Below are 26,787 nucleotides of genomic sequence, written 5' to 3' on the forward strand. Positions count from 1 at the left end.
CAGACATGACGGACGAGTTCAAGCCGCTGCTCGGCAAGGTCGCCACCGGCGCCAGCCTCACCCGCGACGAAGCGGCGATCGTGTTCGACAAGATGATGTCCGGCGAGGCCACCCCCTCGCAGATGGGTGCGCTGCTCATGGGCCTGCGCGTGCGCGGCGAGACGGTGGATGAGATCGCCGGCGCGGTCTCGGTGATGCGGGCCAAGATGCTGCCCGTCTCCGCGCCTGCCGGCGCCGTGGACGTGGTGGGCACGGGCGGCGACGCTTCCGGCTCCTACAACATCTCCACCTGCGCCTCGTTCATCGTGGCCGGCGCTGGCGTGCCGGTGGCCAAGCACGGCAACCGCGCGCTCTCCTCCAAATCCGGCGCCGCCGATGTGCTGGCCGCGCTCGGCGTGCGCATTGATCTCGCGCCCGCCGGCATCTCCCGCTGCATCGCGGAGGCGGGCATCGGCTTCATGTTCGCACCCTCGCACCATCCGGCCATGAAGCATGTGGGCCCCACCCGGGTGGAGCTGGGCACCCGCACCATCTTCAACCTCATCGGCCCGCTCTCCAATCCGGCCGGCGTTACGCACCAAATGGTGGGCGTGTTCGCCAAGTCCTGGATCGTGCCGCTGGCCGAGGTGCTCAAGGCGCTCGGCTCCGAGCGCGCCTTCGTGGTGCACGGCTCCGACGGCCTCGACGAGATCACCATCTCCGGCACCACCGACATCGCGGTGCTTGAAGACGGGCGCATCCACACCTTCCAGGTGACACCGGAGGACGTGGGCCTTGCCCGCGCGCCCGCCGAAGCCCTGAAGGGCGGCGACGCCAAGGTGAACGCGGCGGCCCTCACCGCCGTGCTGGACGGCGCCCGCAACGCCTATCGCGACGTGTCCCTCTTCAATGCCGCCGCGACCCTGGTGGTGGCCGGCCGCGTCAAGGACTTGCGCGCGGGCGTGGAGATGGCGAGCGCCAGCCTCGATTCCGGCGCGGCGAAGGCAAAGCTGGAACAGCTCGTGGCGATTTCCGCGCATGCGGCGGAGGCGGTGTGATGAGCAACATCCTCACCCGCATCGAAGCCTACAAGCGCGAGGAGATCGCCGCGGCGAAACGCGCCCACCCGCTGGCCGAGATCGAGGCCGCAGCCAAGGCGGCGCCGCGCGTACGCCCGTTTGCAGAGGCCCTGGCCCGCACCATCGCCGATGGGCAGACCGCTCTCATCGCCGAGATCAAGAAGGCGAGCCCCTCCAAGGGCTTGATCCGGCCGGATTTTGATCCTCCCGCCCTCGCCCGCGCCTATGAGCGCGGCGGTGCCACCTGCCTCTCCGTGCTCACCGATACGCCCTCCTTCCAGGGCGCGCCGGAATACCTGAAGACCGCGCGCGCCGCGGTGAAGCTGCCGGTGCTGCGCAAGGACTTCATGTACGACACCTACCAGGTTGCGGAAGCGCGCGCCTGGGGAGCGGACTGCATCCTCATCATCATGGCCGGGGTGGACGACGCCCTGGCGAGTGACCTCTCCGCCGCGACCGCCGCCTATGGCATGGACGCCATCTTCGAGGTGCACGACGACGATGAGCTCGAGCGCGCGCTCAAGCTACCGAGTCGCCTGATCGGCATCAACAATCGCGACCTGCGCACCTTCGAGACCACGCTCGCCACCTGCGAGCGCCTCGCTCCGCGGGTGCCGGAGGACCGGCTGGTCATCGGCGAGAGCGGCATCTTCACGGCCGCCGACGTGGCGCGGCTCGCGAAGGTGGGCATCCACTCCATCCTGGTGGGCGAAAGTCTCATGCGGCAGGATGATGTCGCAAGCGCGACATCCCTTCTGCTTGCGTCCTGAGCTTGCCCTATACGTCACTTTCAGCCTTAATGTGTGCACCGGCCCCTGAAGAGGCCGGCGCATATATGGGAGGATCGTGATGAAATTGGCATTTGCCGCGGCCATGCTGGGTGCCGCGTGCCTCGTTTCCCTTCCGGCGCTCGCCGCCGACCCCACCGGCCTGTGGCAGACGCCCACGCGCGGCGGTCAGGTGGAAATTTCCAAGTGTGGGGCGAGCCTGTGTGGCCGACTCGTCGCCTCCGAGGGGCTGAAGGCGGACCCGGCCCTGAAGGATGTCCACAACACCGACGCCGGCCTGCGCGGTCGCGCGCTGAAGGGCCTCACCATCCTCACCGGCTTTTCCGGCGGCCCCACCGAATGGACCGGTGGCAGCATCTACAATGCCGAGGACGGCAAGACCTATTCCGGCACCATCACCCTCGACGGCGACAACACGCTGAAGTTGAAGGGCTGCGTGATGGCGCCGCTCTGCAAGACGCAGACCTGGACCCGCCTGCACTGACGCACGGCCACGCTCCTCCCGCCGAGGGAGGAGCCTTCCGGCGCCCGGGAGGTGGACACGCCCGCCCGCCGGCCCCATCTTTCCGCTCCCGAAAGCGATTCCGGAGAGCGGCGCCCCGATGGCGAGCCTGACCCATCTCGACGACCAGGGCGCGGCGCGCATGGTGGACGTCTCCGAAAAGGCGGTCACGACCCGCGAGGCGGTGGCCGAGGGCCGCGTTTCCATGGCGCCCGCCACGCTCGACATGATCCTCGCCGGCAATGCCAAGAAAGGCGATGTGATGGGCGTCGCCCGCATCGCCGGCATCATGGCCGCCAAGCGCACCCATGAGCTCGTGCCGCTGTGCCATCCTTTGATGCTCTCGAAGGTCGAGGTGGCGATCGCACCCGATCCCGCCCTGCCCGGCCTCGTCGTCACAGCGCGGGTGAAGACCTCCGGCCAGACCGGCGTCGAGATGGAGGCGCTCACCGCCGTTTCGGTCGCGTGCCTCACCGTCTATGACATGGCCAAGGCCGTGGATCGCGGCATGCGCATAGAAGGCGTGCGGCTGTTGGAGAAATCCGGCGGGCGCAGCGGCCTGTGGCAGACCGAAGGCTGAACCCCGCCCCTGCAGAAGAGAGGAAGCGCGCCATGGCGCTGATGAGCGTTGAGGAGGCCATGAGCCGCGTGACCCACGAGGTCACCACCCTCTCAGTGGAGGACGTGCCGGTGGAGGTGGCCGCCGGCCGCGTCCTGGCCGCGGATCTGATCGCCCGCCGCACGCAGCCGCCAGCCGACATGTCGGCCATGGACGGTTATGCCGTGCGCGGCGCTGACATCGCGCGGACACCCGCGTCCCTCACGGTCATCGGCGAATCCGCCGCCGGCCGTCCCTTCGGCGGCAGCGTCGGCGCGGGGGAGGCCGTGCGTATCTTCACCGGCGCAGTGGTTCCCGAGGGGGCCGACACGGTGGTGATCCAGGAAAACACCACCCGCGAGGGTGATCGCGTGGCCACCACGGCGCCCACGGCCGCCCTGCGCAACGTGCGCAAGCGTGGGTGTGATTTCCAGGAAGGCGCGCCGGGCCTCACGGCCGGCCGGCGCCTCACCAGCCGCGACATCATGCTCGCCGCGGCCATGGACCATGCCTTCCTCCCGGTGGCGCGCCGGCCCCGCGTCGCCCTCATCCAGACCGGCGACGAGCTGGTGCTGCCCGGCCGCGGAACTGGCGCGCCGGGGGAAATCGTGGTTTCCAACGCCTTCGGGCTCGCCGCCCTCGCCACCCAGGCCGGCGCCGAGGTCACCGACCTCGGCCTCGTGGGCGACGACCTCGCCCACATTCGCGCCATCGTCGCGCGGGCATTGAGCGGCGCCTTCGACCTGGTGGTGTCCTCCGGCGGCGCCTCCGTGGGGGACCACGACCTCATGGCGCCGGCCCTGCGCGCCGAGGGCGTGGATCTCTATGTGCACAAGATCGCGCTCAGGCCTGGCAAGCCGCTGATGTACGGCAGCCGTGGCGCAGTCCGCGTGCTTGGCCTGCCCGGTAATCCGGTCTCCTCCCACGTCTGCGCGCTGCTGTTCCTTGAGCCCCTGGTCCGCGCCCTGCAAGGCGATGTGGCCGCGGGCGTGCACACCGCGCCGGCGCGCCTCGCCGTGGACGTGCCCGCCAATGACCAGCGGCGAGACTTCATGCGTGCCCACATGGAGCACGATGCCGACGGTTCCATCCGCGTGACGCCAGCCGTATCGCAGGACAGCGCCATGCTGAGCGTACTTTCCTCGGCCGACTGCCTGCTGGTCCGCGCACCGTTCGCAGCGGCGGCCAAGGCGGGCGATCCCTGCGAGATCATTCCGTTCCACGATTAGGCTACCGTTAACCACATCTTCACCCTTGCGGAACACAAAAGGAACAGATAGAAGCTGTTCATGATTTGTTTCGCATTATTTGCGACGCTGCCGCAGGCGGTCTTCCCGCTTTCGGAGGGATGACGACCCGCGCCGCAGTTGGCCGGCAGCACCGGAAACGGGGGGTGAGATGCTGACGCGCAAGCAATATGATCTGCTTCGCTTCATCCATGAGCGACTGAAGGAGACGGGGGTGCCCCCGTCCTTCGATGAGATGAAGGAAGCACTGGACCTGCGGTCCAAGTCCGGCATCCACCGTCTCATCACCGCTCTGGAGGAACGCGGCTTCATCCGCCGCCTGCCCAACCGGGCGCGGGCGCTGGAGGTCGTGCGGCTGCCGGACAGCGTCGCCCCGGGCCTCGCCACCCAGCGCAGCGGCGGACGCGGCTTTTCGCCCTCCGTGATCGAGGGGAGCCTCGGTAAGGTGCGCCCCCCGGCCGACGACGAGGAGGAAACCGGCCAGAGCGTCGTGGTGCCGGTCATGGGCCGCATCGCCGCGGGCACCCCCATCTCGGCCATTCAAAGCCGCAGCGCCACCTTGAACGTACCGCCGGAGATGCTCGGCCAGGGCGAGCATTTCGCCCTTGAGGTGCGCGGCGACAGCATGATCGAGGCCGGCATCCTGGACGGCGACACGGTGCTGATCCGCAAGTGTGACAGCGCGGACACGGGAGACATCGTCGTCGCCCTGGTGGACGAGGAGGAGGCCACCTTGAAGCGCCTGCGCAAGAAGGGCGCCTCCATTGCGCTGGAAGCCGCGAACCCCGCCTATGAAACGCGCATATTCGGGCCGGATCGCGTGCGCATCCAGGGCAGGCTCGTGGGGCTCATGCGGCGATACTGATATCTTGAGGCCGCGTTCACCAGGCCCGGGCCGTCGCGGGCGAACCCTCCTCCGGCCTCCTGCCAGGGACATGGCCAGGCGGCCTCCAGAAGCCACAGGATGTCGCCTTCGAGCACGGCTGTGGGCGGCGATTGAGGGGATGCTCATTCGCTGGCTGCGTCGTCGACCTCGGCGCCCCTGCTCCTCCCTTCCGGCATTCGGGGAGCAGCCGGCGGCGGCATCCAGGGGCGGTGGACCGCCGGATCACGGGCGGGCTGCTCGCGCAGAGCTCCCTGCTCCAGAAAGAAGGCAATCGTGCCGGTGCGCTCCAGCTCCTTCGGCGTCAGCACACGGGCGGGGCAGCCACGGGGCGGAGCTTCCTGCGTCACCACGATCTTCGCGTTCAGGCAATCTGCCGCAAGGCCCTCGGGCTTGCGGGAGACCGCGAGCGTTCCGCCTCCCGGCAGGGGGGCCACGCAGCCCAGGGGATCGCAGGTGAAACCGGCTTCGAGGGCTGTGCCGTTCACGGTGCGCCGCGCGCCCTCTTGCGCGAGCCACTGCTCCACCATCATTTTCTGGCCTTTCGCGCCGATGACCGACAGGCGCCCATCGGCGCTGCGCACGGCCACGGCTGCAGCGTTGGGCGCCACCAACACATCCGGCGCGGGTGGCGCGCCCGACACCAGGATCGCGACAGCCAGCGCAGGCACTGCGAGGAGACTCGGCAGCCCGCGCAGCAGACAGAGCGCGAGCAGCGCCATTGTGAACCAAAGAAGGGCCGCCGTGTTCACGGTGTAGATTCGCGCATCGGCTCCAGGCAACGCCGCGACCCGGTCGGACACCGCCACCATGATCTCGATGCCGGCTCCCATCACCGGCCATGCCAGCCCATCCCATCCGAACGGCATGAGCAGCACGCCGAGAAGGCCGAAGGGCATGACGAGCAGCGAAACGGCGGGCATCGCGACGAGATTTGCGAGCACTCCATACGGTGCGAAGCGCTGGAAATGGAAAGCGCCGTAAGGCCCGCTCGCGAAGCCGGCCACCAGCGCGGTCACCACGGTGCCGGCGACGAACACCAAAGGCAGCATGAGAATGCGCGCAGGCAGGCCCTCGGGCCGGGGCAAGGCGCGCAGGGGCTGCAACCGCTCATAGGCGGCCACCAGAGCCAGCGTGGCGGCGAAGGACATCTGCGGTCCCGGATCCAGGGCGGCTTCCGGCGTGAGGCCCAGGACCACCACGGCGGCCACGGCGATGGTTCGCAGGGTGAGCGCCCTGCGTCCGGCGAGAACACCTGCAAGCACCAGGCCCGTCATCACAAACGAGCGCTGCGCCGGAACGTCGTTTCCGGACAGCACGAGGTAGAAGGCGCTACCCGAGATCGCGAGCAGCGCAGCGGTGGCCTTGATGGGCCAACCCAGCGCCAAAGCCGGCACCAGCGCAAGCACGCCCCGCGCCAACGCGAACAGGGTGCCGGCCACGAGCGCCATATGGAGACCCGAGATGGAGAGGACGTGGGTGAGGCCCGACACACGCATGCTCTCCTCCACCTGCGGGAGAATCGCCGAGCGGTCCCCGGCGACCAGTGCCACAGCGATCTCCGCCGGCGTGCCGTGGAGCACGGCGCGGATGCGTGCACCAAGGGCGGCGCGGATATCGCCGACCAGGGCCGAGAGCCGGACCTGGATGGGAATTTCCACCGGTGCCGGGCTAAGCTTCGGTGGCCCGAGCCCGAAGCCCACGGCGTCGATGCCCTGGAACCATGTCGCTCGGCCGAAGTCGTGCGCCCCGGCCATGGCCGGGCCGAGAGGCGGCAGCAGCCGGACGAGCTGTGTGATGTGCGCCCCCACCTCGGGTGCGCTGCCGCGCTTCAGCGACAGGCGCACCAGGCGCGGCGGCGGACCCTCAATGCCACGGATCGGGCCCGGATCGAGCCGCAGCAAGATGCGATCACTGCCCACGCGCCGCTCCACGCGCTCCACATAGCCGGAGAGCCGGATCGGAAAGGCCGGCGGACTCGCCAGCGCCTCATGCATCATGAGGCTGGTGCGCACGCAGCCGGCCGAAAACCCGGTGGAAAAGGCACACAGGCCGGCGAGTATGGCGCAAAGCACGGCCTGCCGTCGCGCGGCCCATGTCGCAGCGGCAAGCGCGAGCGTCAGCGCCAGGGCCGCGGCGAGTGAGGGTTCGTGGGCAGCTCCGAAATAAGCGAGGATGCCGGTGGTGAAGGCTACCGGAAGCCACAGGACAAGGCGGCCGGATTCGGCCTCGACTGCGAGATCGGCGCGGAACCTCGCGGCGAATGCATGCCACAATGGCTCGACGCGCAGGCTCGCAGATCGCGCGCCGATGGGCACGGCGATGGCGCGCGCACGGGAGCGCGGCGTCACGCCGCCTCCATGGCCTCTCTCGCCATCCCCCGACCCCGCCCGCATTGCTCCGCCCCGCGCGCATGTTCCTTGTGCGGTGCGGCTATGCTACACGGGCGCCTCGCGCGCGCCACGGTCGTCTCGTCGCGGAGCCTGCGGCGCGCCCTGCCCCGTTTCCGCCGCCCGCGCCCCACGGGGCGCCCTTGGGCGGCGGGTGCCCCAGGTTCGAGTGCGCCATGTCCGAGATCGTCACCCGCTTCGCCCCCTCCCCCACCGGCTTCCTGCACATCGGCGGCGCCCGCACGGCGCTGTTCAACTGGCTTTATGCCAAGGCCAAGGGCGGCCGGATGCTGCTGCGCATCGAGGACACCGACCGCCAGCGCTCCACCAAGGAGGCCATCGACGCGATCCTGGAAGGGCTCTCCTGGCTCGGCATCACCTGGGATGGAGACCCCATCTACCAGTTCGCCCGCGCCGAGCGGCATCGCCAGGCGGTGGAAGACATGCTGGCGCAGGGCAATGCTTATCGCTGCTACGCCTCGGCGGAAGAGCTGGAGGAAATGCGCGAACTCGCCCGCAAGGAAGGCCGCCCGCCGCGCTATGACGGCCGCTGGCGCGACCGCGACCCCTCCGAGGCGCCGAAAGGCCGCGCTCCTGTGATCCGCCTGAAGGCGCCGCGCGAGGGCGAGACGGTGATCGAGGACATGGTGCAGGGCACCGTCACCTTCCCCAACAAGGACCTCGACGACCTCGTGCTGCTGCGCTCGGATGGCACGCCCACCTATATGCTCGCGGTGGTGGTGGACGACCACGACATGGGTGTGACCAACATCATCCGCGGCGACGACCACCTGACCAACGCCGCCCGCCAGACCCAGATCTACCGCGCCCTCGGCTGGGAGGTGCCGCGCATGGCGCACATCCCGCTCATCCACGGGCCGGACGGCGCCAAGCTCTCCAAGCGCCACGGCGCGCTCGGCGTGGATGCCTACCGCGACATGGGCTACCTGCCGGCGGCGCTGCGCAACTACCTCGTGCGCCTGGGCTGGAGCCATGGCGACCAGGAAGTGTTCTCCACCGAGGACATGGTCCGCTACTTTGACCTCGACAAGGTGGGCCGCTCCGCCGCCCGGTTCGATTTCCAGAAGCTGGAGAGCCTCAACGGCCAGTACATGCGCGGCTCCTCCGACGCCGAGCTTCTCGCCGCGGTCGAGGCGCTGGTGCCGCACCTGCCCGACGCCGCCCGCCGGCTCGCCCGCATGACGCCGGAGCGCCGCGCCCAGCTCGCCGCCGCCATGCCCAGCCTGAAGGAGCGTGCGAAGACGCTGGTGGAGCTGCTCGACAACGCCGAGTTCATCTTCGCTGAGCGCCCGCTGCCCATGGAGGAGAAGGCGGGCGCCCTGCTCACCGAGGAAGGCCGCGCGCACCTCGGCCGTCTCTTGCCGCTGCTGGAAGCCGCCGAGTGGAGCGCGGCCGCCACCGAGGCGGTGGTACGCGCCTATGCCGAGCAGGCGGGCGTGAAGCTCGGCGCCGTGGCGCAGCCCCTGCGCGCCGCCCTCACCGGCAAGACCACCTCGCCCCCCGTCTTCGACGTGCTCGCCGTGCTCGGCCGCGAGGAGAGCCTCGCGCGGCTGAAGGACCAGGCGCGATGATCCGCCTGCGCAGGCCGGCGCCCGAGGCCGAGCCCGTGGCGCTGGACCTGATGGGGTTGAAGTGCCCGTTGCCGGCCCTGCGCACGCGCAAGGCCCTTTCGGCCCTGCCGCCGGGCGCCCGGCTGGTGGTGACCTGCACGGACCCCATGGCGGTGATCGATATTCCACATGTGGCCCAGGAGACCGGCGCCGTTCTTGAGAGCCGGGTGGTGGACGCGGGACGGTTGACCTTCACCCTTCGCAAGGCGGGCTGAGCCGGGAAAGCCTGCCTGCTGTGGGCAAGACCGCCGGCCGCGGCGTGAGCGGCGTTGCGGAGCGGTGCAAGCTATGGTGCAGTGCCGCTCGAAATGTGCCCGGCCAGTGGGGGAGCCTTCCCCCCGTCCGGCGCCAGGGGGATGACATGAAGCTTCCGCGTCAGTTCTTCAAGCCGCTCGCCATCGGCGCGCCCGCGCCCTATCGCGAGCTGCCGGTGCGTCTGGAGCGCATGATCCACTTCGTGCCGCCGCACCTGGAAAAGATGCGCGCCAAGGTGTCGGATATCGCCAAGCAGGTGGATGTCGTGCTCGGCAACCTCGAGGACGCCATCCCGAGCGACGCCAAGGAAGCCGCCCGCAAGGGCTTCATCGAGATGGCCCAGGCCACCGATTTCGGCTCCACGGGCCTGTGGACCCGCATCAACTGCCTCAATAGCCCCTGGGTGCTCGACGACATCGTCGAGATCGTCTCGGCTATCGGCAACAAGCTCGACGTCATCATGCTGCCGAAGGTGGAGGGTGCGTGGGACATCCACTATCTCGACCAGCTCCTGGCGCAGCTCGAAGCCAAGCACGCTGTGCGCAAGCCCATCCTCATCCACGCCATCCTGGAAACGGCCGAAGGCGTGAAGAACGTGGAGGAGATCGCGGCCGCATCCCCGCGCATGCATGGCATGAGCCTCGGCCCGGCCGATCTCGCGGCCTCCCGCGCCATGAAGACCACCCGCGTCGGCGGCGGCCACCCGGACTACAAGGTGCTGGCCGACGCGGACGGCGACAAGCCGCGCGTGGGCTACCAGCAGGACCTGTGGCACTACACCATCGCCAAGATGGTGGATGCCTGCGCCGCCAACGGCATCAAGCCCTTCTATGGTCCGTTCGGTGATTTCTCGGACCTCGCCGCCTGCGAGAGCCAGTTCCGCAATGCCTTCCTCCAGGGCTGCGTGGGCGCCTGGTCGCTGCACCCGACCCAGATCGACATCGCCAAGCGCGTGTTCTCTCCGGATCCGGGCGAGGTGGCATTCGCGCTCAAGATCGTGGAAGCCATGCCGGACGGCACCGGCGCTGTGATGATCGACGGCAAGATGCAGGACGACGCCACCTGGAAGCAGGCCAAGGTGATCGTCGATCTCGCCCGGATCGTCGCGGCCAAGGACCCGGAAATGGGCAAGGCTTACGGTTTGTGAGATAATCCGGCAAAGCATGAGGAGGCGGAAGATGAGCACACAGGAGAAGACGCGCTCTCCCTCCGCCGTTGGCACTGTGGAGATGGTGGGGGCGCTGCCCCCGCCGGTGGAGGTCGCGGCGGACGTCGAGGCCCCGCAGATGCGGATGGCGAAGTTCCGGATCGGCGAGGTAGTGCGCCACAAGCACTTCCCCTTCCGCGGCGTCGTGTTCGACGTGGACCCCGTATTCGACAACACCGATGAATGGTGGCTCTCGATCCCCGAGGACATCCGCCCGGACAAGAACCAGCCCTTCTACCACCTGTTCGCCGAGAACGCGGACAGCGAGTATGTGGCCTATGTCTCCGAGCAGAACCTGGAGCTCGACAGCTCTGACGAGCCGCTGCGCCATCCTCGCGTCAATGAGATGCTGCTGGAGGACGCGGAAGGCCGCTGGCGGGTGCTCCCCCGGCTGGTGAACTGATCCTGCGGCGGCAACGGGCGGTCCATCGCGGCGCAGAACTCTGAGGCGAACGGCGTGAGCCGTTCCTTCGCGTTCGCCGTCGTTTTATCGCCAGCATGTTGCAGCGGCGGCCGCCGGCTCGCCATGAACGCCACAAAACTCACCCGACAAACGCGAACGGCACGCCCCTTCCGGAAGGCGTGCCGCACGTTCAGGTCGTTCACGGGCCCCTCCCGCGCCAAGCGCTGGGACGGGCCCCGAAAGCTCACTCGAAGGTCACTTGCCGGCGGGAGCCTGCCCCTGGGCGTTGGCCTTCTCCAGCTCCTGGCCCTTCTTCAGCAGAGCGGCCTTGTTCTGCTCTTCCTGGGCCTGGGCCTTCACGCGGGCCTCTTCCATGCGCTTGCGCTCCTGCTCCATGGCGACCTTGGCGTCGACGCCCGGGCCGTCATAGGTCTTGCCGAAATCGGCATTGGAGATGGGCAGGCTGAGGGTGCGGCCGACGCCGTTCACCATCTGCAGATAGACCGCATTGGCCTTCTTCAGCTTGGCGATGAAGCTCGCGTCCACTTCCACGTCGCCGATGCAGGTGGCGCCGCCGCCCTGGATCGGGTTGCAGATGACGAAGGGAACCGAAACCGGGTCCTTGTCGAGGGTCACGCGCATGCCCGGCTGCAGGCGCATGCCGAGCGGCACGGAGACGTTGAGGCGCTTCTTGGCCTCGTCCTTCATCTCCACGATGTCGATCTTGGCGATGGCCTGGTTCTCGACCCCCAGGATCTGGGTGAGCACGCAGACCTGCTTCTTGTTCTCCGGATTTTCCTGGCAGATCTTCTGCCACGGCGAGGCGGAGAACTTCACGTCCGGCTCGCCAGCCGCGCCGCCCTGAGCGGGCTGGGCGGACTGAGCGGGGGCAGCGGGCTTCGCGGGCTGCGCCTGGGAGAACGCCGGGCCGGCCAACGCCACGGAGAGCAGCGTTGCGGCGACACCCGCCGTGAGCCGCGCGATGGAATGGGTCTTGGTCATTGTGGCCTTTCCTGTGCTGCCTGCCGATCGTCCGCCTTTGCGCACGACGGCTGGCCCGCACCTGCTTCATGACCCGCGCTCTCTCCGGGCCAATTGAGGCAAGAAGGTGGCGGGCCCCGAACTGTGCCTGCTGGGCTCGACTTTGCGTGCTACCTTGCCGACGAATAAGGCCAATACACGACCGACCTCCACGGAAACAAGCCGCGGGCATGCAGAAAGCCGCTAGAGGAGAGGCCATGGCACGCGAATCGACGCCGAACCGCATGGCAGCGGCTTTCGTGATGGCCTTCGTTGCGCTCGGGCTCGCGCCGGGGCACGCCGCAGCGCAGGAGAATCAGCCGCCGGCCGCCCCGGCGCAGATGCCCGCCATCGCCATGCGCGGCGCGCCCGACCTGCCGCCCGATTTCAAGGCCCTGCCCTATGCCAACCCGGATGCCCCCAAGGGCGGGCGGCTCACGCTCTCCCAGCTCGGCACGTTCGACAGCCTGAACCCCTTCATCGTGAAGGGCTCCGCGCCCGGCTTCATCCGCAACTACGTGGTCGAGCCGCTGATGGCGCGCTCCTTCGACGAACCCTTCACCCTCTACCCCCTCCTGGCGCGCTCCCTCTCCACCGACGCAGAGCGCACCTATGTGGAATTCACGCTCGACCCGCGCGCCCGCTTCTCCAACGGTGCGCCGGTGACGGCCGACGACGTGCTCTTTTCCTTTGCCCTTCTGCGCGACATGGGGCGGCCGAACCACCGGCTTTATTACGGAAAGATCGCCAAGGCCGAGGCGCGCGACATCCGCACCGTGCGCTTCACCTTCGCGGGACCGGACCGTGAGCTTCCCCTCATCATGGGCCTCATGCCCGTGCTGGCGCGGGGCAGCACCGACCCCACCCGCTTCGAGGAGACGAGCCTCACGCCCCCGGTCGGCTCCGGGCCCTACACCGTGGGCACCGTGGACGCGGGCGCCGCCGTCACGCTGGTGCGTGACCCCCGCTATTGGGGCCGCGACCTGCCGGTGAACCAGGGCCTCTACAATTTCGACGAGCTGCGCTTCACCTACTTCCGCGACGCGAACTCGGAATTCGAGGCCTTCAAGAAGGGGCTGATCGATGCCCGCTTCGAGACCGACCCCGCCCGCTGGGAAACCGGCTACGACTTTCCCGCCGCCCGCGCCGGCGAGGTGGTGAAGGAGCTGATCCCCACCGGCACGCCGAAGCCTTATTCCGCGCTGGTGTTCAACACCCGCCGGCCGCTGTTCGCGGACAAGAGGGTGCGGCAGGCGCTCATCGAGCTGTTCGATTTCGAATGGCTCGACCGCAGTTTCTATCACGGCCTGTTCCAGCGCACGGCGAGCTTCTTCCAGGGCTCCGAGCTTTCCGCCCTCGGCCATCCCGCCGATGCGCGGGAGAAGGCCATCTTCGCCCCCTATCCCGACGCCGTGGTGCCTGATGTCCTCGCCGGCACCTACCGCCCGCCGGTCTCCGATGGCAGCGGGCGCGACCGCGAGCGGCTGCGGGCGGCGCTGTCCCTGCTCGGCGTCGCGGGGTGGCAGTTGCACCAGGGCGCCCTGGTGAATGCCGAAGGGGCGACCTTCGCTTTCGAGATCATGGTCGCCACCCGCGACCAGGAGCGCCTCACCCTCGCCTACGCCGCCCAGCTCAAGCGCGCCGGCATCACCGCCAATGTGCGCTTCGTGGATGCGGTGCAGTTCGATGCGCGGCGTAACGCCTATGAGTTCGACATGGTGCCCTTCATCTGGGGCCAGTCCCTTTCCCCGGGTAATGAGCAGGCCTTCTACTTCGGCTCCGCCGCCGCCGACACGCCGGGCACCCGCAACTACATGGGCGCGAAGAATCCGGCGGTCGATGCCGCGATCGCGGCGCTCATCGCCGCCCATGAGGAGGAAGATTATATCGCCGCCGCGCGTGCCCTCGACAGGGCACTGATTTCCGGCGCCTACGGTGTCCCCCTCTTCCACACGCCTGGCCAGTGGCTCGCCCGATGGACCCGCATCGCGCGGCCCGAGCGCCCGTCCCTCTACGGCTCCCTGGCCGAAACGTGGTGGCGCAATGAGGCGCGTTGACCATACGCGCATGCCGCGTACCATGGCACCGCACTTCGGCACAGATCGGCCGCAATGGGCAACCAAGGTGGGAACGTTCTTCACGCAAGGGCCGGAGCGTCGGCCGCCCGGATGTCTTCGTGGAGCACAACGAAGCCCCTGGGCTTGAAAAGACATCATCCGGCGGCCATTGCGCCCGCCGCCGAGGAGGGGAGTAATGGCCGACCCTCGACGTGCATCCGAAGCGCCCGCATCCGAACGGATTCTCGTGCCGCCCCATTCCACCTCCCCCGAGCGTCGCTCCAGCTCCACGCAGGCGGTTCGCCCGCGCATCGGCCATGGACCTGGCCGCGCGAAGGGGCGTGTCAGCACCAAGATCGACCGTGGCGTGATGCTGCGGGCTTTGCTCGTCTCGTGCGCCGTGGCCGCCTTCGTGCTGGGCGGGTTCTTCCTGCTGCACAGCCTTGGCCTCGGGCGCTCCGAGGAGGCGGCGGAGTTGCCCGCCCCGGAGACGACGGCGAGAGCCTCGCTCGTCCCCACCATCGCCGCAGCTCCCGCGTCACCTGCGCCGGTGGCCCCTCCCGCCATGCCTGCCGCGGAGCCGGCGCCTGCCGCGCCCGCGCCGACCCCGGCGGATTTCAGCCGGCCCGCCTTCCTTGAGCCACGCGCGGCGGACAATGCCGATGCCGACGCGATGGACGATCCCGTTCCGGAGCCGAACGCTTCGGCCGAGAGCGCGAAGGCCGAGGCTTCCGCACAGGACGGGCAGAGTCCCGCAGCGGGCCGCAACGGACGCCTCACCACGGCCATCAACCTGCGCTCCGCTCCGCAGCGCGGCGCTTCCGTGCTCGCCACCCTGGAGGCCGGCACCAAGGTCACCGTTTTTTCCTGCAAGTCCTGGTGTGAGGTGGCGGCCGGGGACAAGCGGGGCTATGTGTATCGTCGGGCGGTAGATCAATGAGCCGCCACGGAGCGCCTTTCCCGTCGGCGTGAGATCGCCGGTGGTGCGCAGGCGCCCGAAACGAGGAACGGGAAAGGATCTGCCATGAAGACGAGCATTGCAGCAGGAGCAGCTCTCCTGGCTCTGGCCCTGGCCTCCGGCACGGCTTCGGCGCAGGGCGTCGTCCAGGGCGCCCAGCAGGGCGCGAACCAGGGCGTGGCGGCCGGCGACAAGGCGGCGGGTCCCGTGGGCGGCGCGGTGGGCGGCACCGTGGGCGCCGTCGGCGGCGGCGTGGCCGGTGGTGTGGTCGGCGGCGTCAAGGGTGCCGGCGAAGGCGCACAGCAGGGCGTGAAGGCCGGCGAGAAGGCCGCGGGCCCCGTGGGCGCGGTCGTGGGCGGTGCCGTGGGTGCCGTAGGCGGCACCGTCGGTGGCGTGCTGGGCGTCGACGGCAAGAAGTGAAGTCCGGGCCGACCGGCGGATATTCCGCACCGGTCCCGATCAAGTCGCGCCGGCCGGCCCCGTCGAGGGGGCGGACCGGCGCTTTTCATTGCGGCACGGAGGCCGTGTAAAGCTCGCCTCCCGCGGTGACCGCCAAGCCGGAACCGCCCCAGGAGCTGGCCCTAGAGACTCTTCTTCTGCGCCAGGGCGGCGAGCTTCTTGAGCACGGCCAGCGTGCCCTTCAGACGCGCTTCCGCGCTGGGCCACTCCCGCAGGAACACCACCTTGAAGTCGGGCCGCACCTTGGCCTGCGAGCCTTCCTGGGCGATCAGCTTCACGAGGCCGGAGGGATCCGCGAACTCGTTGCCGCGGAAGCCGAGCACAACGCCCTTGGGCCCGGCGTCCACCTTCTCCACATTGGCAGCGCGGGCGAGTGCCTTGATCTTGGCGAGCTGGAGCAGGTGCCCCACTTCGGCGGGCGCCGAACCGAAGCGGTCCGTGAGCTCGGCGCCGAAGCCGTCGATCTCCTGGTCTTCCTGAAGGTCGGCCAGCCGCCGGTAAAGGGCGAGCCGCACATGCAGGTCCGCCACATAATCCTCGGGAATGAGCACCGGCGTGCCGATGGTGATGTTGGGCGACCACTTGTCGTCCACGTAGTCGGTAATGCCCGCCTTGATGTGGGCGATCGCCTCCTGGAGCATCTCCTGGTACAGCTCGTAGCCCACTTCCTTGATGTGGCCCGACTGCTCATCCCCCAGAAGGTTGCCGGCGCCGCGGATGTCGAGGTCGTGGCTCGCGAGCTGGAAGCCCGCACCGAGCGTCTCCAGCGATTGCAGCACCTTGAGCCGCCGGTCCGCCTGCGCCGTCACCGCCCGCGCGGCCGGCACCGTGAAGATGGCGTATGCGCGCGCCTTGGCGCGGCCCACCCGGCCCCGGAGCTGGTAGAGCTGGGCAAGGCCGAACATGTCTGCCCGATGCACGATGAGCGTGTTGGCATTGGGCACGTCGAGGCCGGATTCCACGATGGTGGTGGAAAGCAGAACATCATACTGCCCATCGTAGAAGGCGGTCATGATGTCTTCGAGGGCGCCGGCCGCCATCTGGCCATGGGCCACCGCCACCTTCACCTCCGGCACGGAGGCCGAGAGGAACTCCTGCACCTCCGCCAGGTTTTCGATGCGCGGCACCACGTAGAAGCTCTGGCCGCCGCGATAGCGCTCGCGTAGCAGCGCCTCGCGCACGATCAGCGGATCGAACGGGGTCACGAAGGTGCGCACAGCCAGCCGGTCTACGGGCGGCGTCGCGATGATGGAAAGCTCGCGCACCCCGGTCATGGCGAGCTGGAGCGTACGGGGAATGGGGGTCGCGGTGAGCGTCAGCACATGCACCTCGGCCCGCAGCTGCTTCAGCCGTTCCTTGTGGCCGACGCCGAAATGCTGCTCCTCGTCCACGATGACGAGGCCCAGGTCCCGGAACTGGATGCTCTTGCCGAGCAGCGCGTGGGTGCCCACCACGATGTCCACGGTGCCATCAGAGAGGCCCTTCTTCACCGCCGTCAGCGCCTTGCCCGTCACCATGCGGGAGGCCTGGGCGATGTTCACCGGCAGGCCCTTGAAGCGCTCGGAGAAGGTCTTGAAGTGCTGGCGCGCGAGCAGGGTCGTGGGCACCACCACCGCCACCTGCTTGCCGGAAAGCGCCGCCACAAAGGCCGCGCGCAGCGCCACCTCCGTCTTGCCGAAGCCCACGTCGCCGCACACCAGCCGGTCCATGGGGTGGCCGGAGCCGAGATCATCAATCACCGCGTCGATGGCGGCTTCCTGGTCGTCGGTCTCCTCGTAGGGGAAGCGGGCGCGGAACTCGTCGTAGACACCGGAGGCAACCGTGAGCTTCGGCGCCTCGCCGAGCTGGCGCTGCGCCGCGATCTTGATGAGCTGGGCAGCCATCTCGCGGATGCGCTTCTTCATCCGCGCCTTGCGGGCCTGCCAGGCGCCGCCGCCCAGCCTGTCGAGCTGGGCCTCGGTCTCCTCCGAGCCATAGCGGCTCAGCAGTTCCAGGTTCTCCACCGGCAGCAGGAGCTTGGCGCTCTCGGCATAGTGGATTTCCAGGTAATCGTGGCTGGTGCCGCCGGTATCCACCGTCTGCAGGCCCACGAAACGGCCGATGCCGTAGTCCACGTGAACCACGAGATCGCCGGGCGTCAGCGCCGTCAGCTCGGAAATGACGTCCTGGGGCTTGCGGGCCTTGCGCTTGGGGCGCACCAGCCGGTCGCCCAGGATGTCCTGTTCGCCGATGAGGGCGAAATCCGGCGTCTCGAACCCCGCCTCCACGCCGTAGACGGCAAGCGCGGCCTGCGTCTTGGGCAGGGCGGCGAGGCTTTCGAAGCGGGAGATGGACGCAGTGCCGGTGAGGTCGTGGTCCGCCAGCACGGTACCGAGCCGTTCGCGCGAGCCCTCCGACCAGCCGGCGAGGATGACCTTCTTGTCCTTCTGCAGCTCCCGCACATGGGCGACGGCGGCGTCGAACACATTGCCCTCGGGGTCCGCCCGCTCGGCGGCAAAGGAGCGGCCCTTCACGCCACCCACGTCGATCACCTCGCCCTTCGCGGCGCCCTCCGGCATCGCGAAGGGCGACAAATGCGCCAGCCGCGCGGCGCCGATGCGGGCCGTCCATTCCGGACCGGTGAGATAGAGGCGGTTGGTGGGCAGCGGATTGTAGATGGAGCCGCCGGCTGGAAGCTCCAGCGCCTCCTTGCGGGCGGCGTAGTAATCGCCGATCTGCGCGATGCGCTCGCCGGCAGCTTCCTCCACCAGCGGATCAAGCACCAGGGGGCTCGCCGCGACATAATCGAACAGCGTGTCCATGTGCTCATGGAACAGCGGCAGCCAGTGCTCCATGCCGGCGTGGCGGCGGCCCTCGCTCACGGCCTCGTAGAGCGTGTCACCCTTCTGCGCCGCGCCGAACTCCGCCACATAGGCCATGCGGAAGCGCTTCATGGTTGCGGTGGTGAGCTGGAACTCGGCCATGGGCAGGAGATCCAGGGAGCGCAGCTGCCCGGTGGTACGCTGGGTTTCCGGATCGAAGGCGCGGATGCTCTCCAGCGTGTCGCCGAAGAAATCGAGGCGGATGGGCGCGTCGAGGCCCGGAGGGTAGAGATCGATCAGCCCGCCGCGCACTGCATATTCGCCGGTGTCTCGCACGGTGGGGGTGCGCAGGAAGCCGTTCTGCTCTGCCCATTCCACGATCCCGTCGAGGGCGATGGCGTTGCCCGGCGCCGCGGAAAGCGACTGGGCCGCCACCAGCGCCTTCGCCGGCACCCGCTGCACGGTGGCGTTGACGGTGGTGAGGAGCACGCTCGCCTTGCCGCCCTTCACGCGGGCGAGGCGCGCAAGCGTCGCCATGCGCCGCGCCACGATGGAGGCGTTGGGGGAGGCCCGGTCATAGGGAAGGCAATCCCACGACGGGAAGCTGTGGACATCGAGTTCCGGCGCGAAGAAGGCGAGGCCGCGTTCCAGCGCCGCCATGCGCTGGCCGTCGCGACAGACCACCGTGAGGCTCGGCCACGGCGCATTCTTCTCCGCGGCCACGGCGCGGGCGAGATCCCCCACCACCAGGCCTTCCATGCCCTCCGCGACGCGGGAAAGGGTCAGGGGCCGGCCTTGCACCAGCGCATCGGCAAGCAGGCGGGGACGCTTCACTTCAGGAAACTCCAGCAGAACGGGTGCGCGTAAGCGAACAGGAGGGCGCGGGGCCTATTCGGGCAGGCCACGCCCTTCCACATGGAACGCCTTCATGCGGGCGAACAACGGGGTGTCGTATTCAGCCGGCACGGGGTTCGTCTCGGAAATCCACGAGAACATGTCGTGGTCCTGGGCGTCGATGAGCGCCTCGAAAGCGTCGAGCTCGGCATCGGAGAAGTTGGCGATCTCGGCATCGGCGAACTTGCCCATGATGAGGTCCATCTCGCGCATGCCCCGGTGCCAGGCGCGATAGAGGAGGCGCCGGCGGCGCGGATCGAGATCGGCGCTGGAACGCTGGGTGCCCGACATGGGAAGACCTCACGGATGGAACGGCACGGACGGCCGCCCCCGCGAAAGAGGCGTCCGCTCCTGTAGTGACGCCGCTTATAGAGGCAAGGGCCCTCGCTTGGCCAGCATCGCCTTTGGCCCAGCGCGTTGCGGCGTCTTAGGGCGCTCCGGGGCGCATCACCCCCCGCCGCGTGCGTGGGTCAGCAGCATCGGCCCGCTGCCGGCAGCCCCCAGTTCATCTTGCGGATTGCGCAGCGGGCACTCGTCCTTCGAGAGACACCCGCAGCCGATGCAGCCATCGAGATGGTCGCGCAGCTCGGTGAGGCCGTCGATGCGCGCCTGGAGGGCGGCGCGCCATCCCTCCGCCATGGCGCGGACCTCGGATGCCGACGGGATCGTGCCGGGCGGAATGGGGCGCAGGAGATCGGAAATCTCGCCCAGCGAGATCCCCAGGCGCTGGGCCACCTTGATGATGGCGATCCGTCGCAGGATATCGCGGGAATACCGGCGCTGATTGCCGGTGCTGCGCAGCGATCCGATCAGCCCCTTGGCCTCATAGAAATGCAGGGTCGAGATGCTCACCCCGCTGCGCTGCGACACCTCGCCGACTGACAGGAGAGAGGTGCGCTTTGCCGCGCCCAGCATGGAGGATACCATCTTGACCTCAAGTATGCCTGAGGTTTTATACGAGGTGTCGGCTTGCCATTGCAAGCGCCTCCGGTCCGCGGGACCGGTAGCCGCAGCAGCCGACGCGCCCGGTGAATATCCCAGGGATGCGCGGCATTTCCTGGAGCGCATTCATGACCGATACTTTTCCCCTCGTCGCCCTCGTCAGCGGAGCCAACCGCGGGATTGGTCTCGCCATCGCCGACGGGCTCGCGACGCGCGGCGTGCGCGTGTTGCTGGGCGCGCGGGACCTTGCGAAGGGCGAGGCGGCGGCGGCCGCTCTCGCGGCGCGCGGGCGTGACGTCCGCGCCGTACAGCTCGACACCACCGATGATGCCAGCGTCGCCGCCCTGGCCCGTCGCGTTACCGAGCAGCATGGGCGGCTCGACATTCTCATCAATAACGCCGGCATCGGGATCGACCACGCTCCCGGCCTCTCCGTCACGGAGAAGCTGGAGCAGACGCTGGCCGTGAACGTCACGGGCACCGCGCGCCTGACCGAGGCCATGCTGCCCCTGCTGCGAAAGGCGCCTCAGGGGCGGATCGTCAACGTGTCGTCGGAGCTGGCGTCGTTCGGCCTGCGCGCTGACCCAGACTGGCCCTATGCGGCATTCTCCATGCCCACCTACCAGGCCTCGAAGGCCGCGGTGAACGCGCTGACCGTGAGCTATGCGCAGCAGCTCGCCGACACAGCCATCAAGGTGAACGCCATCTGCCCGGGCTATACGGCCACCGAGGCCACCCATTTCATGGGGACGAAGACGCCGGAACAGGCCGCCGTCATCGCCGTCATGTTCGCTCTGCTCGACGCCGAGGGGCCCTCGGGCGCCTTCGTAAACGACAGCCGCGAACTGCCCTGGTGAGAACATGAAACGCCACCCCCGCCGACGGGGGCGGAGCATCGGCGCTACTTGCCCTCGAACAGCAGGGCGAGCCGCGTCATCAGCGGCTCGTCGGTCATGTCGAGGCGCAGCGGGGTCACGGAGATGCGGCCCTCGTCCAGCGCCCGCAGGTCCGAGCCCGGGGCGGTCTCGAAGATGCGGCGCTCGAAGGCGATCCAGTAATAGGGATTGTTGCGCCCGTCGCGCCGCGCCTCGATGCGCATGAGCTTCTGGTCGCGCTTGCCCTGGGCGGTGGCGGCGATACCGGTGATCTCCTCCGGCGCGCGGTCGGGGAAATTCAGGTTCATGACGATGCCGGGCGGAATACCCTCCTCCAGCAGCGTGCGGATGATCTTGGGCGCATGCGTCTCGGCGGTGATGTAGCTGGGGTTCTCCCGGCTCTTGATGCCGAACGCCTGGGACAGCGCGACGGAGGGAATGCCGAGGATGGTGCCCTCGATGGCTCCCGCCACCGTGCCGGAATAGCTCACGTCCTCGGCGATGTTCTGGCCCCGGTTGATGCCGGAAAGCACGAGGTCCGGCGGCCGGTCGGCCAGGATATGTCGCACCGCCATGATGACGCAGTCCGTGGGCGTGCCCTTCACGGCGAAGCGGCGCTCCTCGATCTGCCGCAGGCGCAGCGGGTCCGAGAGCGACAGGGAGTGGGCGACGCCCGACTGGTCGAACTCCGGCGCCACCACCCACACGTCTTCGGAGAAGGTGCGCGCGATGCGGGCGCAGGCATCAAGGCCGGGGGCGTGAATGCCGTCGTCGTTGGTCACCAGGATACGCATGAATTCGCCTCGCTCCGCCGTTGCCGTCCCGCCTCTCTCCCCGCCGGGGAAAGGGGCGGGACGACGCCCTTCCCTACTTCAGCTTCTCGATCAGCTTCAGCCCGCCCATGTAGGGGGCGAGCGCATCCGGCACCGCCACGGCGCCGCTCTCCTGCTGGTAGGTCTCCAGCACCGCCACCAGGGCGCGGCCCACGGCGACCCCCGAACCGTTCAGCGTGTGCACGAAGCGCGGGGTGGCCTTGCCGTCCTTGCCGTCCGCCGGGCGGTAGCGCGCGTTCATGCGCCGCGCCTGGAAATCGCCGCACACGGAGCAGGAGGAAATCTCGCGGAACGCCCCCTGCCCCGGCAGCCACACCTCGATGTCGTAGGTCTTGCGCGAGCCGAAGCCCATGTCGCCGGTGCAGAGCGTCACCACGCGATAGTGCAGGTCCAGCTTCTGCAGCACCGCCTCGGCGCAGGCGAGCATGCGCTCGTGCTCCTCGCCCGACTTTTCCGGCGTGGTGACCGAGACCAGTTCCACCTTGCTGAACTGGTGCTGGCGGATCATGCCTCGAGTGTCCCGCCCCGCCGCGCCCGCCTCGGCGCGGAAGCAGGGGGTGAGCGCGGTCAGGCGCAGCGGCAGCTCCTCCTCGGCAAGGATGCTCTCGCGCACCAGATTGGTGAGCGGCACCTCGGCAGTGGGCACCAGCCACAGGCGGTTCGCCACCTGCACCTTGCGGATGTGGGCCGAGAGGTTCACCCGGTCGAGCGCGCTCGGCGCGTCGAGGCCCGAGGCGAGCAGCGCGGCAATCTCCTGCGCGGCGGCGGCCTGCGCCTCGGCGACGGCGGCCGCGAAATCGGCGGCGCGGGTGGTGGAGAACTGGTCGTCCTCGAACTTCGGGAGCTGGGCGGTGCCGTACATGGCCTCGTCCCGCACCAGGATGGGCGGGTTAACTTCCGTGTAGCCGTGCTCGCCGGTGTGGGTGTCGAGGAAGAACTGGCCGAGCGCGCGCTCCATCCGTGCCAGCGGGCCCTTGTTGACCACGAAGCGCGCGCCGGAAAGCTTGGCGGCGGTCTCGAAGTCCATCTGGCCGAGGGCCTCGCCGACCTCGAAATGCTGCTTAGGGGTGAAGGCGTAGCCGCGCGGGGCGCCGTGGCGGTGGCGCTCCACATTCTCGTGCTCGTCCTTGCCGAGGGGCACGTCCGCCAGGGGCGCGTTGGGGATGGCCGCGAGCTCTCCTTCGAGCTCCTGCTCCACGGCCTTCACCTCGGCCTCGAGCGCCGGCACATCCTCCTTGATCTTCGCAACCTCGGCCATGAGGGCCTGGGCGCGGGGCTCGTCCTTCTGCGCCTTGGCCTGGCCGATCTCCTTGGACGCGGCATTGCGCCGCGCCAGCAAGCCCTCCAGCCCGGTAAGGGCGGTGCGGCGCTGCTCATCAAGGCCGATGAGCTTCTTCACCAGCAGGTCGGCGGCAAGGCGCGCCTCCTGCGTGTCGCCGCCGCGCCGTGCGAGGGCGTCCACCAGGCCCTCCGGCTGTTCCCGAATCCACTTGATGTCGTGCATGGCGAGGCTCCGCGGCGGGGAGAGCGCGGACGTGTCGACCCCGTGACTGCCATCACACCCGGCCCAAAGCCGGATACCCATGCCGCGCCACCCTTGGCGCCGCTCTCATGGATGGCCGGGCCAACCCGGCCGTGACGCAGCGGGCCGACCCGTCGCGTTCCCGGAAAATTCCGAAGATGAGGAGGGCGCCCGCCCGACTCAGCCGGCGGTGGAATCGGCCGCGTCGCGCGCCGCCTCGTCCGCCGCCCGCCGCTTCTCGACGGCGCCCACCAGATAGACGGACACCTCGTAGAGAAGCAGCGTCGGCAGGGCAAGGGAGAGCTGCGAGATCACATCCGGCGGCGTGAGCACCGCCGCCAGGATGAACACGCCGACGATGGCATAGCGCCGCGCCTTCCGCAGCATGTCCTGCGTGACCACTCCGATGCGGGCGAGCAGGGTGAGGATGACGGGAAGCTGGAAGCAGATGCCGAACGCCAGGATCAGCGTGGTGATGAGCGAAAGATATTCGGAAACCCGCGGCAGCAGCGAGATTTCCGCCCGCCCGTCGCCGCCCGCCTGCTGCATGTTCAGGAAGTAGGTCATCGCCAGCGGCATGGCGATGAAATAGACGAACGCCGCGCCGATGAGGAAGCAGATGGGGGTGGCGATGAGATAGGGCCGGAATGCGGCCTTCTCGTGCTTGTAGAGCCCCGGCGCGACGAACGCATAGACCTGCGCGGCCACCAGCGGAAACGACAGGAATGCCGCGCCGAACATGCCGAGCTTGATCTGGGTGAAGAGGAATTCCTGCGGTGCAGTGTAGATGAGCTTGATCCCCGGCGCGAAGCCAGAGGCGAACTCATAGGGCCACAGCAGGATGTTGTAGATCTGCTTGGCGAAGGTGAAGCACACGAAGAACGCCACAAGGAACCCGATGAGCGACTTTATGAGCCGCGCGCGCAACTCTATCAGGTGCTCGATCAACGGGGCCTTCGACGCCTCGATATCGTCCTCGTCACTCATTGCTGGCTCGCCGTGGGCGCCTGCGCCGGTCCGGGCGCCGGGGTCTGTGCGGAGGATGCAGGCAGCGCGGCGGCCGGCGCGCTCTCGATGGGGAAGACCGGCGGTGGAAGCGGCTCCTCAGGCGGCGGTGGAATCAGAGCCTCCACCGGCGTCGCCGGTAGGGGCCCCTCCCCGACCTCGGGCGTGGCGGGAGCCTCCGCCTTGGGCTTGGCGGCGTTCTCCACCGTCGCGCGGATCTCGTCGCGGATGGACTTCAGGGGATCGAAAGCCTGCCCGGCGCCGACACTCGTCAATGAAGAGCGGGCGGTGTCCGTGACGTCGGAGATCTCCTTGCGCATCTCGGCGATGTCCGCCTCGCGCAGGGCCTCCTGGAACTGCCCCTGGAATTCGCCGGCCATGCGGCGCAGCTTCCCCACGGTCCGCCCCACGGTGCGCAGCACCGAAGGCAGCTCCTTGGGGCCGATGACGATCAGCGCCACAATGCCGATCAGCATCAGCTCGGACCAGCCGATCTCGAACATGAACGCCTCACGCCCGCGGCCGCGCGGCCGCCCTTCTCGAAGAGGATAAGGGGAATAGGCCGTCAGACGGCCTTCTTCTCACCCTCGGCGGTGGCGCTGGTGGTCTGGCCGGGCAGCGGGCGCGGCGTCTCGGAAGCCGCCGGCTTCACCGGCTCCTCGTCCTCGGCCATGCCCTTCTTGAAGGACTTGATGCCCTTCGCCACGTCACCCATGAGGTCGGAGATCTTCCCCCGGCCGAACAACAGGAGCACCACGGCCAGCACCACGATCCAGTGCCAGATGCTCATCGAACCCATTCCGGTCATCCTCCGAAAGGTCAAACCCCCCGGCGGCGACGGCCTCGGGGCACTCGGGCGCCGACACTAGGCCCCGCCCGCGGCGAAAACAAGGAGGCCCCCGGCATCCACAGGTCGCCTTGCCTCACTCGTCATCGGAGGGCGGCGGCGAGAGGGTGAAGTCCAGCGGCTCCGGCTCCAGTGCTTCCTCGTCCTCCCGCAGGTCCGGATCGTCGGATGGAAGAGGAATGGCAAAGCCGGCCGGGATGCGCCCGTCCAGCAGCCCGGCGCCCTTCAGCTCGTCGATGCCCGGCAGGTCGGAAACGGCGTCGAGGCCGAACTGTACGAGGAAGGCGGGGGTGGTGCCGTAGGTCACGGGGCGGCCGGGCGCCTTGCGCCGGCCGCGCAACCGAATCCAGCCGGTCTCCAGCAGCACGTCCAGCGTGCCCTTGGAGGTGGAGACGCCCCTGATCTCCTCGATTTCCGCCCGCGTCACGGGCTGGTGGTAGGCAATGATCGCCAGCACCTCGACCGCCGCCCGCGACAGCTTGCGCTGTTCCGGCGCGAGGTCGACAAGCTCAGGAGCAAGGTCCGGCGCCGTGCGCAGCATCCAGCCGCCCGCGACCCTGGCAAGGTTCACTCCGCGCTTGGCATAGTCACCCGAAAGGGCCTCCATCAGCGCATCGAGGTCCGCGCCCGCCGAAAGGCGCGGGCGCAGGGCCCGCGCATCGAGCGGTGTCGACGACGTGAACAGCATTGCCTCGATCAGCCTCAGATCGCGCACAAAGGCGACCGCGCGCTCGTCATCGGGGCGCACATCGAAGAGGTCGATGCGCGGCGCGGGCTTCTTCATGCGTCCTCTTCGCTTTCCGGCGCCCGCCCCGGTTGCCGGTCTCCGCCCCTGGCGCGCAGCCACAGCGGCGCGAACGGCCGCTCCTGCCGGATGTCGATAAGCCCTTCCCGCACCATCTCCAGGGTCGCGGAGAAGCTGGAGGCGAGCGCGGTCGCCCACTGGTCGGGCCGGGTGAGGTATTCTACCAGGAACTGGTCGAGGCGCATCCAATCCGAAAGCAGCTCCCGGCCCAGCAGCCGCTCCAACCGCTCGCGCGCATCGGCCAGGGACCACACCGCGCGCATCTTCAGCGTGACGGTGGAGAGCGCCTGCGTCTGCCGCTGGCGGGCGTAAGCGGAGAGCAGATCGTACAGCGTCGCCGTATAGGCGATGGGCCGGCGGGGCATGTCGGCCGCATCCGGCTCGGCGCGGGCGAACATGTCGCGCTCCATCCGCGGGCGGGCCATCAGCTGCTCCGCCGCCTTGCGGATGCGCTCCAGGTGCCTGAGGCGCCGGGCGAAGGCCGCCGCCAGTTCCTCCGCGCTCGGCCCCTCCTCCTGGGGCGGCGCGGGCAGGAGGAGGCGCGACTTGAGGTAGGCGAGCCAGGCCGCCATCACCAGATAGTCCGCGGCCAGCTCCAGCCGCCCACGCCGCGCCTCCTCGATGAAGGCCAGATACTGGTTCGCGAGGGCGAGGATGGAAATGCGCGTCAGGTCCACCTTCTGCGTGCGGGCCAGTGCCAGCAGAAGGTCGAGCGGCCCCTCGAAGCCGTCGAGATCGACCACGAAGGCGTCTTCCCCGTCCTCGGGGCGTTCATCGCCGCCTTCGAGGAAGTCGTCCGCGGCCATC

General features: G+C 68.9%; 26 protein-coding genes. 14 read left to right on the plus strand and 12 right to left on the minus strand.

The genetic code is table 11. The features are described from left to right. Nucleotides 1-5 precede the first annotated feature (5 nt). The 6 genes from trpD to lexA all read left to right on the plus strand — a co-directional run bounded on the left by trpD (nucleotide 6) and on the right by lexA (nucleotide 5,058). A complete protein-coding gene (gene trpD, locus V5F61_RS10645) occupies nucleotides 6-1,037 on the plus strand; it encodes an anthranilate phosphoribosyltransferase (protein ID WP_393988400.1) in 1,032 nt (343 codons plus the stop codon). Then, complete coding sequence (trpC, locus tag V5F61_RS10650) at nucleotides 1,037-1,828, plus strand: indole-3-glycerol phosphate synthase TrpC (RefSeq protein ID WP_393988401.1); 792 nt, start codon at nucleotides 1,037-1,039, stop codon at nucleotides 1,826-1,828. Before trpD ends, trpC begins: the two co-directional genes overlap by 1 nt. A 79-nt stretch (nucleotides 1,829-1,907) precedes the next feature. Further along, nucleotides 1,908-2,330, plus strand: a complete 423-nt coding sequence (locus V5F61_RS10655) for a DUF2147 domain-containing protein (RefSeq protein WP_393988402.1) — start codon at nucleotides 1,908-1,910, stop codon at nucleotides 2,328-2,330. A gap of 118 nt (nucleotides 2,331-2,448) precedes the next feature. Further along, nucleotides 2,449-2,928, plus strand: coding sequence for a cyclic pyranopterin monophosphate synthase MoaC (moaC, locus tag V5F61_RS10660; protein ID WP_393988403.1), 480 nt, complete (start codon nucleotides 2,449-2,451; stop codon nucleotides 2,926-2,928). A 32-nt stretch (nucleotides 2,929-2,960) separates the two neighbouring features. Next, the gene (locus tag V5F61_RS10665; protein ID WP_393988404.1) at nucleotides 2,961-4,175 is read left to right on the plus strand and encodes a molybdopterin molybdotransferase MoeA; all 1,215 of its coding nucleotides are present in this window, start codon (nucleotides 2,961-2,963) and stop codon (nucleotides 4,173-4,175) included. A gap of 169 nt (nucleotides 4,176-4,344) precedes the next feature. Beyond that, complete coding sequence (lexA, locus tag V5F61_RS10670) at nucleotides 4,345-5,058, plus strand: transcriptional repressor LexA (protein ID WP_393988405.1); 714 nt, start codon at nucleotides 4,345-4,347, stop codon at nucleotides 5,056-5,058. Nucleotides 5,059-5,201: 143 nt separating this feature from the next. Here the strand turns inward: lexA and V5F61_RS10675 are convergent, their stop codons facing one another. After that, nucleotides 5,202-7,427 carry a ComEC/Rec2 family competence protein gene (locus V5F61_RS10675; protein WP_394104036.1) on the minus strand — a complete coding sequence of 742 codons (2,226 nt, stop codon included), beginning with the start codon at nucleotides 7,425-7,427 and terminating at the stop codon, nucleotides 5,202-5,204. Between the two features lie 215 nt (nucleotides 7,428-7,642). Between V5F61_RS10675 and gltX the strand changes: the two genes are divergently transcribed. From gltX to hspQ, 4 genes are all read left to right on the plus strand, one after another. Further along, a complete protein-coding gene (gltX, locus tag V5F61_RS10680; RefSeq protein ID WP_393990383.1) occupies nucleotides 7,643-9,058 on the plus strand; it encodes a glutamate--tRNA ligase in 1,416 nt (471 codons plus the stop codon). Further along, a complete protein-coding gene (locus tag V5F61_RS10685; protein WP_393990382.1) occupies nucleotides 9,055-9,312 on the plus strand; it encodes a sulfurtransferase TusA family protein in 258 nt (85 codons plus the stop codon). The genes gltX and V5F61_RS10685 overlap by 4 nt, the downstream gene beginning before the upstream one ends. Before the next feature lie 146 nt (nucleotides 9,313-9,458). Further along, on the plus strand, nucleotides 9,459-10,499 hold the full coding sequence (locus V5F61_RS10690) for an HpcH/HpaI aldolase/citrate lyase family protein (RefSeq protein ID WP_393990381.1): 1,041 nt from the start codon (nucleotides 9,459-9,461) through the stop codon (nucleotides 10,497-10,499). A gap of 139 nt (nucleotides 10,500-10,638) precedes the next feature. Further along, on the plus strand, nucleotides 10,639-10,962 hold the full coding sequence (gene hspQ, locus V5F61_RS10695) for a heat shock protein HspQ (RefSeq protein ID WP_393990386.1): 324 nt from the start codon (nucleotides 10,639-10,641) through the stop codon (nucleotides 10,960-10,962). Nucleotides 10,963-11,217: 255 nt separating this feature from the next. On the opposite strand, the gene V5F61_RS10700 is transcribed toward hspQ, so the two are convergent. Next, nucleotides 11,218-11,964 carry an invasion associated locus B family protein gene (locus tag V5F61_RS10700; RefSeq protein ID WP_393990380.1) on the minus strand — a complete coding sequence of 249 codons (747 nt, stop codon included), beginning with the start codon at nucleotides 11,962-11,964 and terminating at the stop codon, nucleotides 11,218-11,220. 236 nt (nucleotides 11,965-12,200) lie between these two features. On the opposite strand from V5F61_RS10700, the gene V5F61_RS10705 reads away from it, so the two are divergent. The 3 genes from V5F61_RS10705 (at nucleotide 12,201) to V5F61_RS10715 (ending at nucleotide 15,417) form a co-directional block, all read left to right on the plus strand. Further along, nucleotides 12,201-14,039, plus strand: coding sequence for an extracellular solute-binding protein (locus V5F61_RS10705; protein ID WP_393990379.1), 1,839 nt, complete (start codon nucleotides 12,201-12,203; stop codon nucleotides 14,037-14,039). 196 nt (nucleotides 14,040-14,235) lie between these two features. Next, nucleotides 14,236-14,979, plus strand: coding sequence for an SH3 domain-containing protein (locus V5F61_RS10710; RefSeq protein ID WP_393990378.1), 744 nt, complete (start codon nucleotides 14,236-14,238; stop codon nucleotides 14,977-14,979). 84 nt (nucleotides 14,980-15,063) lie between these two features. Further along, the gene (locus tag V5F61_RS10715; RefSeq protein WP_393990377.1) at nucleotides 15,064-15,417 is read left to right on the plus strand and encodes a hypothetical protein; all 354 of its coding nucleotides are present in this window, start codon (nucleotides 15,064-15,066) and stop codon (nucleotides 15,415-15,417) included. Nucleotides 15,418-15,578: 161 nt separating this feature from the next. On the opposite strand, the gene mfd is transcribed toward V5F61_RS10715, so the two are convergent. The 3 genes from mfd to soxR all read right to left on the minus strand — a co-directional run bounded on the left by mfd (nucleotide 15,579) and on the right by soxR (nucleotide 20,066). Next, nucleotides 15,579-19,091 carry a transcription-repair coupling factor gene (mfd, locus tag V5F61_RS10720; protein WP_393990376.1) on the minus strand — a complete coding sequence of 1,171 codons (3,513 nt, stop codon included), beginning with the start codon at nucleotides 19,089-19,091 and terminating at the stop codon, nucleotides 15,579-15,581. A 54-nt stretch (nucleotides 19,092-19,145) separates the two neighbouring features. Next, complete coding sequence (locus V5F61_RS10725; RefSeq protein ID WP_393990375.1) at nucleotides 19,146-19,442, minus strand: FAD assembly factor SdhE; 297 nt, start codon at nucleotides 19,440-19,442, stop codon at nucleotides 19,146-19,148. A gap of 156 nt (nucleotides 19,443-19,598) precedes the next feature. Further along, a complete protein-coding gene (gene soxR / locus V5F61_RS10730; RefSeq protein ID WP_393990374.1) occupies nucleotides 19,599-20,066 on the minus strand; it encodes a redox-sensitive transcriptional activator SoxR in 468 nt (155 codons plus the stop codon). Between the two features lie 155 nt (nucleotides 20,067-20,221). Between soxR and V5F61_RS10735 the strand changes: the two genes are divergently transcribed. After that, nucleotides 20,222-20,950 carry an SDR family oxidoreductase gene (locus tag V5F61_RS10735; protein ID WP_393990373.1) on the plus strand — a complete coding sequence of 243 codons (729 nt, stop codon included), beginning with the start codon at nucleotides 20,222-20,224 and terminating at the stop codon, nucleotides 20,948-20,950. Nucleotides 20,951-20,994: 44 nt separating this feature from the next. Here V5F61_RS10735 and surE read toward each other — a convergent pair whose 3' ends face one another. The 7 genes from surE to V5F61_RS10770 all read right to left on the minus strand — a co-directional run bounded on the left by surE (nucleotide 20,995) and on the right by V5F61_RS10770 (nucleotide 26,786). Next, nucleotides 20,995-21,762, minus strand: coding sequence for a 5'/3'-nucleotidase SurE (gene surE / locus V5F61_RS10740; protein ID WP_393990372.1), 768 nt, complete (start codon nucleotides 21,760-21,762; stop codon nucleotides 20,995-20,997). A gap of 73 nt (nucleotides 21,763-21,835) precedes the next feature. Then, the gene (gene serS / locus V5F61_RS10745; protein ID WP_393990371.1) at nucleotides 21,836-23,305 is read right to left on the minus strand and encodes a serine--tRNA ligase; all 1,470 of its coding nucleotides are present in this window, start codon (nucleotides 23,303-23,305) and stop codon (nucleotides 21,836-21,838) included. A 198-nt stretch (nucleotides 23,306-23,503) separates the two neighbouring features. Beyond that, a complete protein-coding gene (gene tatC, locus V5F61_RS10750) occupies nucleotides 23,504-24,310 on the minus strand; it encodes a twin-arginine translocase subunit TatC (RefSeq protein ID WP_393990370.1) in 807 nt (268 codons plus the stop codon). Then, nucleotides 24,307-24,831, minus strand: coding sequence for a Sec-independent protein translocase protein TatB (gene tatB, locus V5F61_RS10755; RefSeq protein WP_393990369.1), 525 nt, complete (start codon nucleotides 24,829-24,831; stop codon nucleotides 24,307-24,309). The genes tatC and tatB overlap by 4 nt, the downstream gene beginning before the upstream one ends. A 62-nt stretch (nucleotides 24,832-24,893) precedes the next feature. Then, a complete protein-coding gene (locus V5F61_RS10760; protein WP_393990368.1) occupies nucleotides 24,894-25,127 on the minus strand; it encodes a twin-arginine translocase TatA/TatE family subunit in 234 nt (77 codons plus the stop codon). A 124-nt stretch (nucleotides 25,128-25,251) separates the two neighbouring features. After that, nucleotides 25,252-25,959: an SMC-Scp complex subunit ScpB gene (scpB, locus tag V5F61_RS10765; RefSeq protein WP_393990367.1), complete on the minus strand. Its 708-nt coding sequence runs from the start codon at nucleotides 25,957-25,959 to the stop codon at nucleotides 25,252-25,254. Then, entirely contained in the window at nucleotides 25,956-26,786 is an 831-nt protein-coding gene (locus V5F61_RS10770; RefSeq protein ID WP_393990366.1) for a segregation and condensation protein A, read from the minus strand. Before V5F61_RS10770 ends, scpB begins: the two co-directional genes overlap by 4 nt. Nucleotide 26,787: the final 1 nt, after the last annotated feature.

Source organism: Xanthobacter sediminis (assembly GCF_043195015.1).
Taxonomy (GTDB): Bacteria; Pseudomonadota; Alphaproteobacteria; order Rhizobiales; family Xanthobacteraceae; genus Xanthobacter.